At 26.9% G+C, this 19,518-nt stretch carries 16 protein-coding genes; 3 read left to right on the top strand and 13 right to left on the bottom strand.

What is annotated here, in order from left to right; genetic code table 11:
- Window positions 1-61: 61 nt before the first annotated feature.
- The 10 genes from eno to SFBMNL_RS00995 all read right to left on the bottom strand — a co-directional run bounded on the left by eno (window position 62) and on the right by SFBMNL_RS00995 (window position 10,442).
- The gene (gene eno / locus SFBMNL_RS01035) at window positions 62-1,357 is read right to left on the bottom strand and encodes a phosphopyruvate hydratase (protein WP_042294106.1); all 1,296 of its coding nucleotides are present in this window, start codon (window positions 1,355-1,357) and stop codon (window positions 62-64) included.
- A 22-nt stretch (window positions 1,358-1,379) separates the two neighbouring features.
- On the bottom strand, window positions 1,380-2,912 hold the full coding sequence (gpmI, locus tag SFBMNL_RS01030) for a 2,3-bisphosphoglycerate-independent phosphoglycerate mutase (RefSeq protein ID WP_005807365.1): 1,533 nt from the start codon (window positions 2,910-2,912) through the stop codon (window positions 1,380-1,382).
- A gap of 12 nt (window positions 2,913-2,924) precedes the next feature.
- Complete coding sequence (tpiA, locus tag SFBMNL_RS01025) at window positions 2,925-3,671, bottom strand: triose-phosphate isomerase (protein WP_014017818.1); 747 nt, start codon at window positions 3,669-3,671, stop codon at window positions 2,925-2,927.
- An 18-nt stretch (window positions 3,672-3,689) separates the two neighbouring features.
- Complete coding sequence (locus SFBMNL_RS01020) at window positions 3,690-4,883, bottom strand: phosphoglycerate kinase (RefSeq protein WP_005807369.1); 1,194 nt, start codon at window positions 4,881-4,883, stop codon at window positions 3,690-3,692.
- A 72-nt stretch (window positions 4,884-4,955) separates the two neighbouring features.
- Entirely contained in the window at window positions 4,956-5,963 is a 1,008-nt protein-coding gene (gene gap, locus SFBMNL_RS01015; RefSeq protein ID WP_042294102.1) for a type I glyceraldehyde-3-phosphate dehydrogenase, read from the bottom strand.
- 245 nt (window positions 5,964-6,208) lie between these two features.
- Complete coding sequence (locus SFBMNL_RS01010) at window positions 6,209-7,051, bottom strand: hypothetical protein (protein WP_005807372.1); 843 nt, start codon at window positions 7,049-7,051, stop codon at window positions 6,209-6,211.
- Between the two features lie 285 nt (window positions 7,052-7,336).
- On the bottom strand, window positions 7,337-7,462 hold the full coding sequence (locus SFBMNL_RS08545) for a hypothetical protein (RefSeq protein ID WP_369727692.1): 126 nt from the start codon (window positions 7,460-7,462) through the stop codon (window positions 7,337-7,339).
- A 725-nt stretch (window positions 7,463-8,187) separates the two neighbouring features.
- Window positions 8,188-8,394 carry an ABC transporter permease subunit gene (locus tag SFBMNL_RS01005; RefSeq protein ID WP_242838770.1) on the bottom strand — a complete coding sequence of 69 codons (207 nt, stop codon included), beginning with the start codon at window positions 8,392-8,394 and terminating at the stop codon, window positions 8,188-8,190.
- A gap of 18 nt (window positions 8,395-8,412) precedes the next feature.
- Window positions 8,413-8,784, bottom strand: coding sequence for an ABC transporter permease (locus SFBMNL_RS01000; RefSeq protein ID WP_007440716.1), 372 nt, complete (start codon window positions 8,782-8,784; stop codon window positions 8,413-8,415).
- Window positions 8,785-10,205: 1,421 nt separating this feature from the next.
- Complete coding sequence (locus SFBMNL_RS00995; RefSeq protein ID WP_042294100.1) at window positions 10,206-10,442, bottom strand: BMP family ABC transporter substrate-binding protein; 237 nt, start codon at window positions 10,440-10,442, stop codon at window positions 10,206-10,208.
- A gap of 895 nt (window positions 10,443-11,337) precedes the next feature.
- On the opposite strand from SFBMNL_RS00995, the gene SFBMNL_RS00990 reads away from it, so the two are divergent.
- Window positions 11,338-11,886 carry a GNAT family N-acetyltransferase gene (locus SFBMNL_RS00990; protein WP_005807378.1) on the top strand — a complete coding sequence of 183 codons (549 nt, stop codon included), beginning with the start codon at window positions 11,338-11,340 and terminating at the stop codon, window positions 11,884-11,886.
- A 49-nt stretch (window positions 11,887-11,935) separates the two neighbouring features.
- Here the strand turns inward: SFBMNL_RS00990 and SFBMNL_RS00985 are convergent, their stop codons facing one another.
- Together SFBMNL_RS00985 and SFBMNL_RS00980 are read right to left on the bottom strand one after the other, a co-directional pair.
- Entirely contained in the window at window positions 11,936-15,826 is a 3,891-nt protein-coding gene (locus SFBMNL_RS00985; RefSeq protein WP_005807379.1) for a glycoside hydrolase family 2 TIM barrel-domain containing protein, read from the bottom strand.
- Window positions 15,827-15,932: 106 nt separating this feature from the next.
- Window positions 15,933-16,187, bottom strand: a complete 255-nt coding sequence (locus SFBMNL_RS00980) for a hypothetical protein (protein WP_005807381.1) — start codon at window positions 16,185-16,187, stop codon at window positions 15,933-15,935.
- 178 nt (window positions 16,188-16,365) lie between these two features.
- Between SFBMNL_RS00980 and cls the strand changes: the two genes are divergently transcribed.
- Window positions 16,366-17,832, top strand: coding sequence for a cardiolipin synthase (gene cls, locus SFBMNL_RS00975; protein WP_042294097.1), 1,467 nt, complete (start codon window positions 16,366-16,368; stop codon window positions 17,830-17,832).
- Window positions 17,833-17,862: 30 nt separating this feature from the next.
- Here the strand turns inward: cls and SFBMNL_RS00970 are convergent, their stop codons facing one another.
- Window positions 17,863-18,456, bottom strand: coding sequence for a hypothetical protein (locus SFBMNL_RS00970; protein ID WP_242838769.1), 594 nt, complete (start codon window positions 18,454-18,456; stop codon window positions 17,863-17,865).
- A 258-nt stretch (window positions 18,457-18,714) separates the two neighbouring features.
- Between SFBMNL_RS00970 and SFBMNL_RS00965 the strand changes: the two genes are divergently transcribed.
- A complete protein-coding gene (locus tag SFBMNL_RS00965) occupies window positions 18,715-19,518 on the top strand; it encodes a transporter substrate-binding domain-containing protein (RefSeq protein ID WP_042294094.1) in 804 nt (267 codons plus the stop codon).

Below are 19,518 nucleotides of genomic sequence, written 5' to 3'. Positions count from 1 at the left end.
ATATAAATCCTGTAAAAATCCTCCAAAAATAAAAATGTGGGGTCTCAAAACCCCACTTATATTATTTCTTTAAATTATAGAAAGCATTTACTCCTCTATACTCTCCCATAGATCCAAGTTCTTCTTCAATTCTCAATAATTGATTATATTTAGCAACTCTCTCACTTCTTGCTGGAGCTCCAGTTTTTATTTGTCCTGCATTTACTGCAACAACTAAATCAGCTATAGTCGTATCTTCAGTTTCTCCAGATCTATGAGAAACAACTGCAGTATATCCAGCCCTTTGAGCCATTTCAATAGAATTTAACGTTTCAGTCAAAGTACCTATTTGATTAACTTTTATAAGTATTGAATTAGCCACACCTTTATTTATTCCCATACTTAATCTTTTAACATTAGTAACAAATAAGTCATCTCCAACAAGCTGAACTCTATCTCCTAATTTCTTAGTTAATATACTCCATCCTTCCCAATCATTTTCAGCCATACCATCTTCAATAGAAATAATTGGATATTTAGTAGCTAGATCAACATAAAAATCTGCCATTTCAGAAGGACTTAATATTCTTCCCTCTCCTGCCAAATTATAATTTCCATCTTCGAAAAATTCTGATGAAGCTGGATCTAAAGCAATAAATATCTGCTCACCTGGCTTATATCCAGCATTTTGTGTAGCTTCTAATATTATTTGTATCGCCTCTTCATTTGATTTTAGATCTGGTGCAAATCCACCTTCATCTCCAACAGCTGTCGATAAACCTTTATCATGTAATAATTTCTTTAGAGAATGATATATTTCAGAACACATTTGCAATGCCTCAGAGAATGATCCTGCCCCAACTGGCATTATCATAAACTCTTGTAAATCTACATTATTATCAGCATGTTTTCCTCCATTTATTATGTTCATCATAGGTACTGGTAAAACTTTAGAATTACATCCACCGATATATTGATATAAAGACAATCCCAAAAAGTTAGCTGCAGCTTGAGCACAAGCAAGAGATACACCAAGCGTTGCATTGGCTCCTAAATTTCCTTTATTATCACTTCCATCAAGTTCTATCATAGTTGTATCTATCTTAACTTGATCAAATATATTTAATCCTTCCAAAGCTTGAGCTATAACTGTATTCACGTTATTTACAGCATTTAAAACACTCTTACCTACATAATTACTCTTATCTCCATCTCTTAACTCAACAGCCTCGTACTCACCAGTAGATGCTCCTGATGGTACCGCAGCTCTTCCTACTGTCCCATCTTCAAGAGTAACCTCAACTTCCACAGTAGGAAAAGCTCTTGAATCAAGTATTTGTCTAGCATGAACATTAACAATCTCCACATAATTTTTCATTAACACTTACCTCCATAATTTCCTATTTTTTTATGATTAAATTTTCCCCAGTAATTTCTGATGGAATATCTAATTCCATCACACTCAAAATAGTTGGTGCTATATCTGCAAGTTTACCACTTTCTTTCATTCTTATACTTTCATAGTCTCTTGTAACACATATAAAAGGAACTTTATTACAAGTATGAGCAGTCATAGGTCCACCTTTCTCATCAATCATACATTCAGCATTTCCATGATCAGCTGTAATAAACAATGTATATCCTAAACTTAAAGCCTTATCAGATATTCTTCCAACAGCTAGATCAACAGCCTCAATAGCCTTAACAGCAGCATCAAAATTACCTGTATGACCAACCATATCCGGATTTGCTATGTTACAAACTATAAAATCATACTTCATAGATTCTATTTTTTCAATCAATGTATCTGTCAATTCAGGCAAACTCATCTCCGGCTGTAAATCATAAGTTTTAACATTTGGGGAAGGTATTAAAATTCTATCTTCCCCATTATACGATTGTTCAAGACCTCCATTAAAGAAAAATGTAACATGAGCATATTTTTCAGTCTCTGCAATCCTTAACTGTTTCTTATTTTGACTGCTTAAATACTCTCCTAATGTATTAGAATAAGTTTCAGGTTTAAATGCTACCAATACATCCTTTAATTTCTTATCATACATTGTCATACATAAAAATGTAATATCTAAATATTCGACATCAAAATCCTTAAATCCTTTATCAGTTATAGCATAAGTCAGTTCTCTAGCTCTATCTGGTCTAAAATTAAAAAACACACAAGAATCTTTATTTCTAATATTACCATTTCTTTCTACTAAAGTTGGAGGAACAAATTCATCCGTTATACCATCCTTATAATAATCTTTTAAAATATCAACAGGATTTTTAGAGATTTTATCTTCTCCAATTCCACGAACTATAGCATCATACGCCTTTTGGACTCTATCCCATCTCTTATCTCTATCCATTGCATAATACCTTCCAGAAATAGTTGAGATTATTCCATATGATATTTCATCAATATAATTCATAATATCCTGAACATAAGTATATCCAGAGGTTGGAGAAACATCTCTTCCATCAGTAAACAAATGTATATATGTTTGCTTAACATTCTTTTCCTTAGCAAGTTTAAGAACTGCTTTTAAATGTTCAATATGAGAATGCACCCCTCCATCTGAAGCAAGTCCCATAATATGAAGATTACTACAATTTTTTATACAATTATCCATAGTTTTTATTAAATCTTCATTTTCGAAAAATTCACTATCATTTATTGATTTTGTTATTCTTGTCAGTTCCTGATATACTATTCTTCCTGTACCTATATTTAAATGACCAACTTCAGAATTACCCATTTGACCATCAGGTAAACCTACATTCATACCACTTGCATATAAATTAGCATTTGGATAAACACTAGTAATTCTATCTATATTATTTGTTTTAGCTCTAGCTATGGAGTTACCATTTGAATCTGGTGATATCCCAAATCCATCTAAAATTAATAAAATACACGCATTTCTATCCACAATGAGCTCCCCCTAAAAATTAACAATCCTTTCAAAATCTTCAACAACTATAGAAGCTCCACCAACCAAAGCACCATCTATATTTTCCATAGACATTTGCTCTTTTATAGTATTGGGTTTAACTGATCCACCATATAACATAACTATATTCTCAGACACTTCTTTATTATAAATACCACTAATAACTTTTCTTATAAAAGAAATTATATTATCAGCATCAGAACTTGTTGCTGTCTTGCCAGTTCCAATAGCCCATATTGGTTCATATGCAATTACAACTTTTTTTGCATCTTCCTCAGATATATTAAAAAAGGCTTTTTCTATTTGACGAGTCAATACTTTCTCCATGTTATTACTTTCTTTTTCTTCCAAACTCTCTCCAACACATAAAACTGGGTTAAATTTATGTTTTAAGCACATATGGATCTTTTTATTAACTGTCTCATCTGTTTCTCCAAAGTACATCCTTCTCTCACTATGACCTATTATAATATAAGAAACTCCTAAATTCTTAAGCATATTTGGGGAAATTTCACCAGTAAATGCTCCTTTTTCCTCAAAATGTACATTTTGAGCACCTAATTTTACATTTGAACCCTTAAGTATATTTGAAGATAAAGCAAGAGAAGTAAATGGAGGACATACAACAACTTCAGTTTTAGCATTCTTAACTTTAGGTAACAAACTATTTAAAAATTCTTCAGTTTCCTCAATTGTAAAATGCATTTTCCAGTTTCCCATTATTATATTCTTTCTCACCAAAATACACCTACTTTATTATTTATTATTCAAAACATCAATTCCAGGTAAAACTTTACCTTCTAACAATTCGAGAGAAGCTCCTCCACCCGTAGATATATGGGTCATTTTATCTCCAAAACCTAAAATATTAACAGCTGCTGCTGAATCTCCCCCACCTATTATTGTTACAGCACCAGATTCTGCCATAGCTTTAGCAACCTCTATTGTTCCTTGATTAAAATTAGAAAATTCAAAAACTCCCATAGGTCCATTCCAAATTATTGTTTTTGCACTTCTTAAAGCATCTCCAAATAATTTACTTGTCTTATTTCCAATATCTAATCCCATAAATCCATCATCTATATTCTCATCGCTAGTAATTTTTCTGATCGCATCATTTGAAAACTTATCTCCTGTAACATGATCCACTGGAAGTAACAATGTAACGCCTTTTATTTTAGCTTTCTCTATCATATCTTTCGCATACTCTAACTTATCTTCTTCAACTAAACTTATCCCAATTGAATAACCCTGAGCTTTCAAAAAGGTATAAGCCATACCACCGCCTATTATTAAAGTATCAACTTTATCTAATAAATTATTTATAACATTTATCTTATCTGAAACTTTAGCTCCACCAAGAACAGCAACAAAAGGTCTTTCAGGATTTTCAATCATTCCTCCCAAAAATTCCAATTCCCTTTGTATTAAATATCCACAAACAGCTGTATCTACAAACTTAGTAACCCCAACTGTTGAACAATGAGCTCTATGAGCAGTACCAAAAGCATCATTAACATAAACATCACAAATAGATGCTAAATCCTTCGAAAAACTATCTTCACATTTACCTTCTTCACATCTAAATCTTGTGTTCTCAAGAAGTGATATGTCACCATTATTCATCTTATCTATTTCACTTCTTATGTTATCATCAATTACCAAATCACTCTGGAGAAACTTTACATCAACACCTAAAAGTTCTGAAAGTCTCAAAGCAACAATCTTTAAACTCATAGATGGATCAGGGCCTTTTGCTTTCCCTAAATGTGAACAAAGTATAACCTTCCCACCATTCTTATGAGCATATATAATAGTATCAAGCGCTCCTAATAATCTATTTTCATCAGTTATTTTACCGTTTACTATAGGAACATTAAAATCACATCTAATCAAAACTTTTTTACCAGTTAACTGAATATCCTCTATACTCTTTTTATTAAATGTCATATATCTTACCCCTTAAATTCTAATTATCAATAAAGGTTGATCTTAAATAAAACCAACCTTTAAATACATTCCTTATAAACTTTTAGCAACCATCTGTGCTAAATCTGCCAATCTATTTGAGTATCCCCATTCATTATCATACCAAGAAACAACTTTAACCATATTGCCTTCTATTACCATCGTACACAAAGCATCAATTATAGAACTTCTCTTATCTTGTCTATAATCCATAGATACAAGAGGAGCTTCCTCATATCCTAAAATTCCTTTTAAAGTAGTCTCTGATGCTTTTTTAAATGACGCATTAACCTCTTCAACAGTCACTTCTTTTGAAAGTTCTGCAACTAAATCAGTACAAGAAACTGTTGGAGTTGGAACTCTCAATGCAAATCCATTCAACTTACCTTTAAGTTCTGGTAATACTAAAGCAACAGCTTTTGCAGCTCCTGTAGTTGTAGGTATCATAGACTCAGCAGCAGCTCTAGCTCTTCTTAAATCATTATGAGGTGCATCTAATATTTTTTGATCATTTGTGTAAGAGTGCACTGTTGTCATAAGACCCTTAACTATACCAAAATTTTCATGAAGAACTTTAGCAAATGGAGCTAAACAATTTGTTGTACAAGAAGCATTTGATATCACATTATGCTTTGAAGGATCATATTTATCATTATTAACTCCCATAACTATAGTTATATCCTCATTCTTAGCTGGAGCAGAAATTAAAACTTTTTTAACACTTCCATTTATATGTGCCTTAGCTTTTTCTCCATCAGTAAAGAATCCTGTGGACTCAATTACTATTTCACATCCAACACTAGACCAAGGAATATTTGATGGCTCTCTTTCTGCAAATATTTTTATTTCATTGCCATTTACAATAATTGAATCTTCTTTAGCTTCAACTGTACCTTCAAATTTTCCAAAAAGTGAATCATATTTTAACAAATGTGCTAAAGTTTTAGCATTAGTCAAATCATTTATAGCAACAACCTGTAGTTCGCTTCCATAGTTTTCGAGTAAAGCCTTAAATACATTTCTTCCTATTCTTCCAAAACCATTAATCCCTATTTTAACCATTAGAATTCCTCCTAAATTTCTAATAAATATACTAATATCTTTAACTGAATGGTTAAAAATATTCTTTGTTATTTAATTAACATATTAAAAATATCGAAATCAATGATATTTTTAAATAAATTTATAACATAAATTATAAAACATAAAATTAATTTTTTAAATAATTATTTTTAATAACTAATAATTTTTTATATACAAACAAAAAATAGGGTCTTAGAACATAGATTCTAAAACCCTATTATAATCTAATTAATATTATTTAAATATTTATTAAATATATTAACTACTTCTTCAGGCAAATTAGTCAGATTAAATTTTATACTTTCATCGTGTATTCCAATTGAGTAAGTTGCAATTTTTCCACTTTCAAGTATATTTATAAAACTCCCATAATCATATAAAATACTTACTAAATTTTCAGAAATATTATCCATATTTAAATCAAATAAAAACTTATCATCAACAATAATATCTTCTTTAGATAAATTAAATACAATATCACTTTCACTGTTAATAATCTCCTGTATTTCCTCCTTATTATCTAGTGTTATACATTTAACATTTTCTAAACTCGATAATGAATCATATGCTCTTAGATTAACTTCCCTAACACCAGTAATGAATGCATCAATAATCTCTCTATGATCAACATAATCTTCTGAATAAAGTATAAATATACTGTTTCTTCTTGTCACCAATCCACTTATTATACCTAGCAAATAACTTACAGGTTTTTGATCTATCAATAAGTTATTTATATCCATATTAAACTTATTATTTATATAAATAACTTTATCTATTTTATCTGAAATGTCTACATTTGAAAATTTTTCAGATACAATAAATATATTTTTATTATTCTTTTGTTCATTTGATAATTTATTGAAATATTCTATAAATTCTTCATCATTAGGTATATTCAAAACTTTAAAATTATCCAACAGTTTTTCCATATTATACTTAAAATTTTCTTCAGCAAGAGTCTCAAATTCATCACTATGAATATAAATAACATCATATCCATTAGCACTACAAGAGCTCATAATTAAAAATATTGCTATAAAAATAAATACATATAATTTTCTCATAAATTAGTCCCTTCTATCAATTATAAAATCATCTTTTACCCTTTTCATAAAATTCTCCTAAAGATAATGGAAAATTACTATTCCTTTGCGAAAAATATAAGCGCAACCATGGTCAATATATATGGTAACATATAATATATCTCTGTAGATACATTAACCCAATTTTTTTATAATAAAGAAAAAATCACACATGCATAAAAGTTATATATGATTTCCAATTACCAAATATCATAGCAACCAAGGCTATATATCCTCTTCAATTAACTATACCAACTCTAATCAAATTTATATTAGCAATATAGAATGTTGCCATGCCAAAACTCCCGATAATACCACACATACAAATCTAACTTCATAAACATTTATTCCTAAGGTATCTATAACTTTTGTATGTTCACCAAGCGCCCTTATCCCTATACTAATCTTATATAAAATGAACCGTAATAATACAATAACTACAAGTGCACCTATTACAAACTAATTTAATTTAGACAATAATTTTAATACAATATGTATATTCTCAAACATTTCTTTAGAATACAGTACCACTTTAACTGTATCTGTTTGACCCCGAGATCCAAATAACTTGTTATAGATGTTGCAAATAAATTTATACCAATCCCTGATAAATTTTGATTCACTCTTAAAAATATGCTCAATATTCCATGTATAACTGCTGTAATACCCACAAACAAATAATGCATTAAAATTATTACAATAGAACTTCCTAATATATAGGTTCCCCAAACTCCAAAAAGCTCACATCACCATCATTCCTTCTATTCATATATTTACAACTTCATATTTTCAGAAAAAACTGCTCCTATAGATGCAAATATTAGTGGAGTTGCAAATCTAAGCATTGTAACCATGATAAATATAAAGTCTAAAAATATGTATTTCCTACTATTTTACACCTCTTTTCTTAAACCTATTATAATATATTTAAATAAATACTTACCTTATATAAACAAGATTATAACTGCTTGCGCAAAAAAACAATATCTTTAGGTATTATATTAAACTGCAATTCTAAGGCAGATGCATTCAATGCACCTAACAATAAAGATATTAAAACTATCGCTATAGGATTTTCCTAGCAACTAAAGTTACAGCTATACCACCAAAACCATAATTTAAAAAATTAAAAAGTTTAGATACTCTATACTGAATCCCAAGAACAAATATATCCTTACCAATCCAGCTACAAGTCCAGATATTACCATAGAAATTATTATAAATTTTTTAATATTAATTCCACCATATCCGAATATATATTTATTATATCCAACACTTCTGAGTTCATATCCAACACGTGTATTATTTATAAAAAAAATATACAATTACAACAAGTACAATGCCTATAACAAATCTATAATTAGCTCTAAATGATTCATCACTAATAAATCTAAGTAACATCCCGGTTCTTTTAAGAAAGTACTTATATATAAATTCAAAACATTCATAGCTATAAAATTCATCATTATAATATTAACAACCTCATTTAAATTTAACTTTACTTTTAAATACGCCAGTATAAAGATCCAGCTATCATTATTCCCTAAAATAATTAAACTCAAATATATAAACATAGGTATAACTAGTACTACTTTAATTATTACATCACCCAAAATGTCCATAATAAATTGTCCTTCAACGACTATATTAAATAAATTTGTTTTAAATGCATCCAAATGATCAAATCCAGTAAATATGTAGGTTGTTGTATACACCAGAGTTTCAGATAAACTAAATAAGCTACTAAAACTACCATCCTAAAAAGATTTTAAAAGTAATGTAAGTGATTCAATAAATCCGCTTTGTTGTGAAGCACATTACAAAAAATAACTATAAATAATAAAAAAAAATAATAGACTTGAGTATATTATTAACCTTATAATTTTCATTCATTAACCACACTTCCTGTCATTAATATCCCATTCTTATCCACTTTTTTTATATCAAAAATTCTAAGAATACTTCCACTATATATAACTCCTATCCTATTAGATAAATTTAATATTTAATAAAGCTATAATAAATAACCTTACCATTATTTCTTTTCTCTATAAGTATTTTGTAACTATATTCAATAGAGCCTACATTAAGTTCTCTAGTTAGTTACACTACATCATAAATTTAGAATTTTTATAAATTTCTCTACATATTATGAATTTTTGTTGATTACCTCCGAATAAAATTATGACCTTCACCCTATCACTTATCGTTCTCACGTCAAATTAATCTATAATTCTTTTTGCATGATCTCTTATTTTCCCATAATCAATAAAAATCTCTTTTAAAAATTTACTTAAGTGTTACATTTCTAGAATTGAATTTTTATATAAAGAATGTTGAAATACTAATCTCACATTATGCCTATTATCTGGTATACTTACTAAATTATTATTATGATCTTCTTTGGTAATAAATTTTTAATACTTTCTTCATCAAATAATATATCTCATCCCCACAACATTTTCTTATACTAGTTAAAAGTTCTACAAATTCACTTTGTCAATTAGTATCAACTCCAATAATCCCAAATATTTCTCCAAACTTAACATCTAAATTTAAATCTTTAATCACATCTATACTCCTATTATCTTTTACCATTAAACTTCGAATACTTAATACATCTTCAAGTTACCTTGGTTTTTAAATATATACATTGAGATCAACTGGTATTTCTACCACAAGATTTGCAAGTTCTTCTATGAGATATATCTTTGGTATTTAAGGTATCGATAAGCTCTCCCTTCCTTATAATTGTTACTCTATCACTCATACTCATAACCTCTTTTAATAATAAAAGCTACTTTTATAAAAAAACTATTCTCTTCTTATTAAAAGTAGCTTTAAATCACTCAGGATTACATATTAAAATTTTTAAGTTCTTCAATAATTTTAAGTACAACTATCCCTCCATTTTTTATCTTATTACTACACTCTTCAACTTTATCTAATATTTCTTGATTAACTTTTCTATTTTTATTCTCAACTAAAGATATGGCCCCATCCTTTAATCCTAATCCAACATTAGTACCAACAAATCCATTTTCTAAAGTTTGTTTTACAACATCATATACAGTAATATCTAAATTTTAATCATTAAAGTAAGTATTACATCTTCATATTCGGAAAATGTAAGTGTCTAATTTTGATCTAAACCAATACAATAATTTCCAGTTTCTTTTAAATCTCTAAATATACCTATACCCATATCTCCAACAATATAATATAGCATATCAACACCATCACCAAAAATAAACTTACTTATTTCATAACCTCTAGATATATTTAAAAATGTAGCTGCATACCTAAATTCTCTTACTTCCGTATTAACATTTTTAACTCTATCAACAAATCCAACTTCAAATTTTTTAATCAACGGAGAATCAATTCCTCAAATGAAACCAAATTTATTAGTCTTTGTAGCCATATAAGCTAAAAACGATCCTTATTATCCTTTAAAATTAATATTGTAAACTTTGTTATATTCCAATACATCATCTATCATGACATAATTAACTTAAATATTCCTTTTAGATACATCGATAATAGCTTCCTTTAACTTATATCCAACATCTATAATCAAATCATTATTTTTTGATAATATCCAAATATAAGATATGAAATCTGTATCTTGTTTAGGTTTAAACGCCTAAAGGTCAATTCTAAAATATTCCTTAAGCATTTGCCAGTCCCTTATAAGTTATACCATTAAAATATTTATCACTAATAGATCTTTCATCAGTAATCATACCAGCTTCTAATTCTATTCCCTCAACTACTCGTACAGAATTTAGATTGTTATTAAGTGTACTTTCTTAAGTGGGTACAATAGAATTACAACCTACTAAGAAAAAATCAAAACACATATAGAAATGAACACAACAAAAAACTTTCTATTGTTCATATTTTTTATAACCTCCCAACTAATTAAAATCTTTTAATCATTCTATATTAGTTATATAGCAATAAATCATATTAATTAACTCATTTTTTTTAGTAATTTGTATAAAAATTATTTTTTATTTTATTAAAATGACAATTAAACCTATTTAGATAATCTATATAATTAAAATCTAATATTATGTAAACGTTTTATTTTAATAATTTATAAAATATTTCCTCTATATATTGAAAAAATAATCATATTATATAAATTTTAAAATTGATTTTTGTATTTTTTTAATATATAGTTATTATATTAGTACATAATAAAATATTGATTAGAATTAGGTATTATGAATATATATTCATAATACCTTTGAGGACTAATTATGATTATTCAAACTTCAAATTTACTTATAGAACCTATTTGTGAAAAAAGTTTATCTTATATATTAAAAAATATTGATCACGAACTAAATATGCCTATACCTAAGCATGCATCCAAATATCAAATTAAAAAATTTATTTCACATAATGATAAAATACGTTGTTTCAATTCATTAGGATATTTTATAATTAAACTTAATAATGGTTTAATACCAATAGGTTTTTTATCTATTATTCCTAGATATATAAATGAGAATTTAGTTAATGAACTTGGATATTTTATGATAAAGCATTACAGAAATAATGGTTTTATGTGTGAAGCAATATTTAATACTTTAAATTATATATTTAATAATACAAATATAAATAAAATATATTCTCTAGTCGAAGATTCGAATACGATATCAAGGCATATACTAGAAAATAATATGATGTTTGATTTTATTGGCTCACTAATAGATCGTAATACCTTAAAACGTGTATACTATATAAATAAATTAAACTTTATTACTTATAAAAAATCCATATATCATATATATCGAATTAAATAAATATATTAATTAAAACAATGGACTTATATTCTAATTCAAGATTCAGTGTTCAATTAATTAATACATTATCCGTTAATAAAGGTGATAATTTGAATGAAAAATTATATATATGATTTTTATCAATATAGTTAATACATTCATCTTCAAAACTTTCGAATGTGCTTCCATAATCCTTTGATCTAACATTTACTATAATTGACGAATATTTATTCATTTGATAAGAATGTTTTTTCTCAAATTCATCATCATTATATGAACTAACATTTATTTGAAGAAATTCATTAATATATTTGATTCTAATACCTATACCATTGTTCCTATAAAAATTTATCCATCTAATATCTGTTATATTCCCTGTTCTTTGAGGAGTCATATAATCTGTAAATTGACTATCTACATCGCTTTTATATTCTCCTAAATTACTACCTTTATTTCGATCATTATAATTTTCTAATGGTCCTCTTCCGTAATACTCAATATTTTTAAAATTAGTAGGTATAAATATCTTAAATCCTACTGACCTAGCATGCGGTATACCATTCTTTAATAACTCCATATATAGCTCAATACTAATTTCCCCGTACTCATCTATCTTATATGTTGTAATAAGAACTGAATTATTTAAATCATAGATTGGTTTGTAAAATTTTACCAATATACAACCATCTTCATGCAAAATATTGTAACTATTATTCCTACTTCTATTAAATATATTTTTCCAGAATACTATCTTATTATATATATTACATAATCTTTCGTTATCATTTAATGGATTCCAAAAATCAACATATAATTCAGAATTTATTAAATCCTCATTCTTATACCTATAATTTTGGAGAGTACCTGATATTTTATTAAATCCAATATAATATTCTTTAGATTTAATTTCCAATTTATCCGACAAATCATCAATCATAAAATTTTGAACTACCTTGCTAACATTACCTACTTCATAAAACAAATTATCTAAGTTTATTTTTAATTGATTCCTTGATATTTCAAACCCCCTGTTACCCCAATTTGTACTTTCATTTAATACAAATCCAATATTTAAAAAAAATTCTTTTCCATTTAAATCCTTAATTTTATCCATATCATGTACATTAAATATAATTTCACTCATGGGATCAACATTAACTATAGCTGTATCTCCTCTTACTATTTTGCCATCAACTAAATAGTCCCATTTCAATATATAATCTCTTAAATTTTTAAATAAGTTTTTATTTTTAATAATTACTTTACCATTTAAAATATCATAATCCCTAATATCTATATTTTGATATGCATACTTAACCTCACTTACTTGTGGTTTAATCTTTCTAGATGCTAACAATATACCATTAGCACAAAATGCAGAATCATTTGGAGAATCATTGAAGTCACCTCCCGTAGCCAAATATTTATCTCTGGATAATTTTTTCATAATCATATTTCTCTCATTATCAAAATCATTCCATATTATCCTTGTAGCATCTATATTATAAAAACTCTTTTTACGTAATTCCTCTATATCCATTCCTTTAGAAAATAACTTAACCTCATCTATTATCCCATTCATACTTTCACAGTGAGTATAACCATCATTTCCTCCAATTTGAATACCATCTTTGAAATATGCTATATTATAATTAAATGTCTTCTCTCCAACCAAATTATCATCTATAAATAATCTCATAATCTTATTTTTATATATCGCACTTACACTATGAAAATTATTCACCCAATCCTTAGGTGTTATAAATACAATTGTCTCAAATATCCCAGAATTATCTCTTACATAAAATTCAACAGCCCTATTATTAGACTTATCATAATTCATAATTTCCCTTAATCCAAATTCATTACCTTTCTTTAGATAAACACATCCTTCTCCCTCATATACACTTGGTTTTACCTTTAAATCTATGGTAAATTCATCAAACTTTAAATTACTAACATTATCATAGAATATACATCCTCTATACCCTTTATCTTTGTATCCATTTTCTATATATCCTTCAAAATCTCCATGAAATATACTATGGGAATTAATAAAAATACCCATATCAGGAACATCTCTATAAATTCCTTGATCTATAAAATCCCATATAAATCCTCCCTGAACATTATCAATACTCTCAAATTTTTCAATATATTTATCTAAACTTCCACCACTATTTCCCATAGAATGAGCATATTCACACAAAATATAAGGCTTGTGATACATATATTTACTCTGTTTCTCAATGTCGTCTATTTTAACATACATTTTACTTACAACATCACTTGCATAGTATTCATCTCTCTCGCCTTCATAGTGTATTACTCTGGTTCCATCTCTTAAACTAACATAATTATATAAATCTCTAAATACACTTCCTCCTCCGCTCTCATTTCCAAGAGACCATATTAAAACACTAGGATTATTCTTATCTCTCTCTACAAGTGAATTAATTCTATCAAAACATGCATTCTTCCAAATCTCTTTATTCCCAGGTATCTCACCCTCAACGCCATGTGCCTCTATATTACCCTCATCAACTACATAAATTCCATATTCATTACATAATGAAATAAAATAAGGATGATTAGGATAATGTGAAGTTCTTACAGAGTTTATATTATTTTTCTTAATCTCTCTTATATCGAATTCCATATCCAGTGTAGATAATGCCCTTCCTTTTAATGGATGAGTTTCATGTCTATTTACACCCTTAAACAAAATCGGTTTCCCATTTATGTACATTTTATTTCCTTTTATCTCAAATGCTCTAAATCCAACCCTTGTATGTATTGATTGTGTTTCATTAAGCAAATCATTTTTAAGAGAAATTATTAAATTATATAAATTAGGTTCCTCTGCCGACCATCTATTAGGCTCTTTTATATTCAAACATAAACTAAAATCACTCTTGATAGCATCTCTATATGGATAATTCCTGTCAAAATTACCCATATTCTCAACACTATTTATTAAATTCCATTTCTCGTCAAATATAACAGCCGATATGGTATAATTCCTATTCTCATTAATGTGATTGAGCATATTAATATTAACTAACAAATCAAAATTCATATAGTTATCATCCGCTTTAGTTATAACCTCAAAATCTGCAATATGTATCTTAGGGGTTCTATATAAAAATACATCCCTAAAAATTCCACTTAACCGAATAAAATCCTGATCTTCAATAAAACTTCCATCACACCATCTAAAAACCTGAACAGATATAGAATTATTACCACATACTAAAAAATCGGTAACATCAAACTCGCTAGGTGAAAAACTATCCTCACTATATCCAACAAATCCTCCATTTATCCATAAATAAAAACAAGATTCAACACCCTGAAATGATATGTAAACTTTATCATCAAGCCAAGATTCATCTACATAAAAATCTCTCCTATAATTACCAACAGGATTAAAAATCTTAGGAGCCTTATAAAATTCTAAATTTTCAAATCCAGTCCAAGGATATCTAAAATTAACATATATGGGGAAATCATATCCCTCCATTTGCCAATTACTCGGCACATTTATATATTCCCAACTAGATACATCATAATCTCTCCTATAAAAATCTAAATTTCTATCTTCTGGCGCATAATCAAGTGAAAATCTCCATTTACCATTTAAAACTCTAATATTATCAGAATCTTTTATCCTTACACTATTTAATGGTTCATTCTTAACATCCATCAATAAAGTTTCACGATTAGGATACGGTAGAAAAAAGCTCCTAGCAAACTCCCTATTTATCTGAAATACATCAACTCTATCATCCCATTCATTAAAATCAACATGAATTTTAGGAAACTCATTAAAAAAACCATTTGAAATTACCGCTCCTTTAATATTTTTATTTATAAATATTAAGATTCCAATTATTATCAACATAATTGATAAAATAGATAACTTAAGTACCTTTCCTAATATTCTCCTTACACTTAACAAGATTCACCATCCTAAATAACAAAAGTAAACATACGATTATCTTACCTCACTATACTATTTTTTATTACGTAAAAAATAAAAAGTACTTGCATATGCAAGTACCTTATTAATACATTCCCATTTTTTGATAATATCTACCTTTTCTATGTCTTAAAACCTCATCATAGGAATCATCCTTTATATTATGATTTGAAGAACAACATTTACCATATGAATTAAAATCTTTAAAGTCAGAATCATTTAAATCCTTAATTAAATTTCTCTTTAAAGTTTTAGATACAACTCCTGCTATAGTTACAACTGATGCTATGCCTATTGCTGATATTGCTGCAATAGCAGTTCCCTTATTTATTTTTTTCATAAGATTACCCCCCTTGTATTAAAGCAAATTTTTACCTTAAGTTCTTATATATTATAAATTATGTTACAAATATTTTATAAATATACTTAATAATAATATATTTAAAACTTGAATTTAAGTATAAAATATTTATTAATTAATGTCATTACTTTTTTTATTTAACTTTAAGGAGATTAATATGCAATACTTAAATTTAATTATGATTTCTTTCTTTATAATAAATTTATCAATAGTATTTTTTGTACTAATAAACGAAAGACGCTCTCCCGAAAAAACACTACTATGGATTTTAATATTGGTCTTTTTTGGACCCATAGGTTTCATATTCTATTCATTTCTTGGAAAAGACATACGAAGACCTTATTTAAAAAATAATTTATTGTCTAATCTTAATTTATTTAACTACACACTAAATAATAATTCAACTGATTTCATACCAAAAAATAGTGATTATGATGAAATTATACAAACAATAGATTTAGTTTCTAAAATTAATATATCTCCCTTAATTAAACATTCAAAAATAGAAATATTTTCACATGGCATACAAAAATTTGAATCATTAAAAAAAGAATTAATTAATGCAAAACATCACATACATATGGAATACTTCATAGTAAGAGATGATCATATCGGAAATGAAATAAAAGATATACTCATTAAAAAATCTAAAGAGGGCGTAAAAATAAGATTTATATTGGATAAAATAGGGTGTCATAAGCTACCTAAAAAATATATAAATGAACTCAAATGTAATGGAATTGATGTATTATTTTACTCATACATGTCAACACCATTTTTAAAACTTATAAACACCCATATAAATTATAGAAATCATAGAAAAATAGTTATAATAGATGGAAATACTAGTTTTACTGGTGGAATTAATATTGGTGATGAATATCTCGGCAGATCATCTATTGGAAATTGGAGAGATACACATTTAATGATAAAAGGAGAATGTTCCCTTGCTATACAGGATGTTTTCATAGATGATTATACAAATTTAAAAAAACTAAAAAATAAAAATTATTCGAAAGAAGATATAATAAATGATATATCAAATTATTTCCCAAAACCTAAAAAAGACAATATATTATTAACTCAAATAATAAAAAGTGGTCCTAATTTATCAAAAGATAGTATGATACTTCCTATAATAAAACTCATAAGTATAGCTAAAAAAACTATACGAATTTGCACCCCATATTTTATCCCATCAACTGGATTTCTTGATATATTAAAAATTTCCATATTATCAGGTGTAGAAATAAGCATAATATTCCCCGGAAAACCTGATCATAAGCTAGTCTATTATGCATCAAGAACATACTTAAGAGAACTTTCAAATATTGGATGTAAAATATATTTTTATGATGTAAATTCATTTATACACTCTAAATTTATAATAATTGATGATTATATTGTAACTGTTGGAAGTACCAACATTGATATAAGAAGCTTCGAACTCAATTATGAATTAAATTTAATAATATACGATCATAATATTTGTAATAAATTTATAGATATATTTAAAAAAGATATTGAAAATAGTACTCTTGCAAACATAGAATCATTTAAAAATATATCAATATACCAACGATTATACGAAAATATAGCAAGATTATTTTCATCATTGCTTTAAAAAATAGGGCAGATACTATCGCCCTATTTTTTAATTACTAAAATCTATTGGAGAATAATAAAGTGCTGGTGCTTCTTTTCTCACCATGTAATTGACATGAACATTATTTAAATTTGTATATCCTCGTTCCATTAATACATTTTTTATATCCTTTACTATATCATTAAATCTCTTCTTAGAAATTATATATTTTGTATTTAGATATATATGAACCACATGTGGTTCATCAATATTTTTATTATAAAAATCCTTGTGATCATACTTACCTTTTAGCACTTGCATTTCAGTATATATTTTAAATATTTCTGGAAATTCATCTTTTAAATCTTCTTCTAAACTCTCTCTTAATTGCCTTGCAAATCTTTGGCTTATTAAATTATCTTTATTATTATGAAGATATCCATCCCCTATTATATGTCCTCTAGAAGATAAAGTAAAAGTATATGTCTCATTTGGTATATAAAAATCGACAGTCCCAATATATGTATTAGAATTAATATCATAATCAACATCAATATTACCATAAAATTTATCCCTATAAGTATAATTCAAGTGATTCGTTAAATTTACTTGTGAAGCCTCCATATTCTTAACATATATAATATATCTATTATATAAAAACATAAAAGCCGAGAGACATACCAGTGCACATGTAATAATAAAAGTCCAAATTATTTCCTTTTTATTCCTCTTAAACCGCAATAAATAACTCATAAGTTTCCCCTATTAAAATTTCTTACTATAATATGCTAAATATTATAGCATATATATTTCAAGCTTATACAGCATTTATTACATAAAAATATTTTGATTGAATACAAAATATAAAATAATGTATAATTATACATTATTATTAGAATTATGTAAGGAGTTTTATTAAAAATGAATTTAAACAAAATATTAAATAGGTTGCTTTTAATCCTTATACTACCCATATTTTTGATATCATGCAATTCAAATGAAAATAAATTAGAATCAATAAAAGAAAAAGGGGAAATAACTCTGGGAACTTCTGCGGATTATCCACCATATGAATTCCCTTTTATAGATAAAAATGGAAATGAACAAATAGTTGGATTTGATATAGAAATTGCAAAAGAAATTGCAAAAGATTTAGGAGTAGAACTTGTAATTAAAAATTTAGACTTTTCTGGACTACTGGATGCATTAAACTCAAACAATGTAGACTTTATATTATCTGGAATATCTCCAACAGAAGAAAGAAGGCAAAGTATAGATTTCTCAGAAATATACTATACAGCTCAACACGTTATACTTACTTTAAATAATAATATTAAATCTATAAATGATTTAAATAATTTAACTGTGGGTGTACAACTCGGAAGTATTCAAGATAGACTTGCTCATGAATATTTAAAAAATTCTGAAATAAAAACACTCCTAAGAATACCTGAATTAGTTCTTGAGTTATTATCTAAAAAAGTTGATGCAATACTAATGGAAATGCCCGTTGCACTTCAATATCAAAAGAAAAATCCTGAATTAATAGTAATAAATGACAAAATTTTAAATAATGAAGTTGCAGGATCTGCTGTTGGTATTAAAAAAGGACAAGAAGATTTACTCTCTGAAATTAACAAAACAATTTCAAGATTAATTAAAGAAGGCAAAATCAATGAATTCTTCAATGAATCAATTAAAATCTCAGAAAAACTTAATAAATAA

This window comes from Candidatus Arthromitus sp. SFB-mouse-NL (assembly GCF_000709435.1).
Lineage (GTDB): Bacteria > Bacillota > Clostridia > Clostridiales > Clostridiaceae > Dwaynesavagella.
This window is presented reverse-complemented; position numbering and strand designations above follow the sequence as displayed.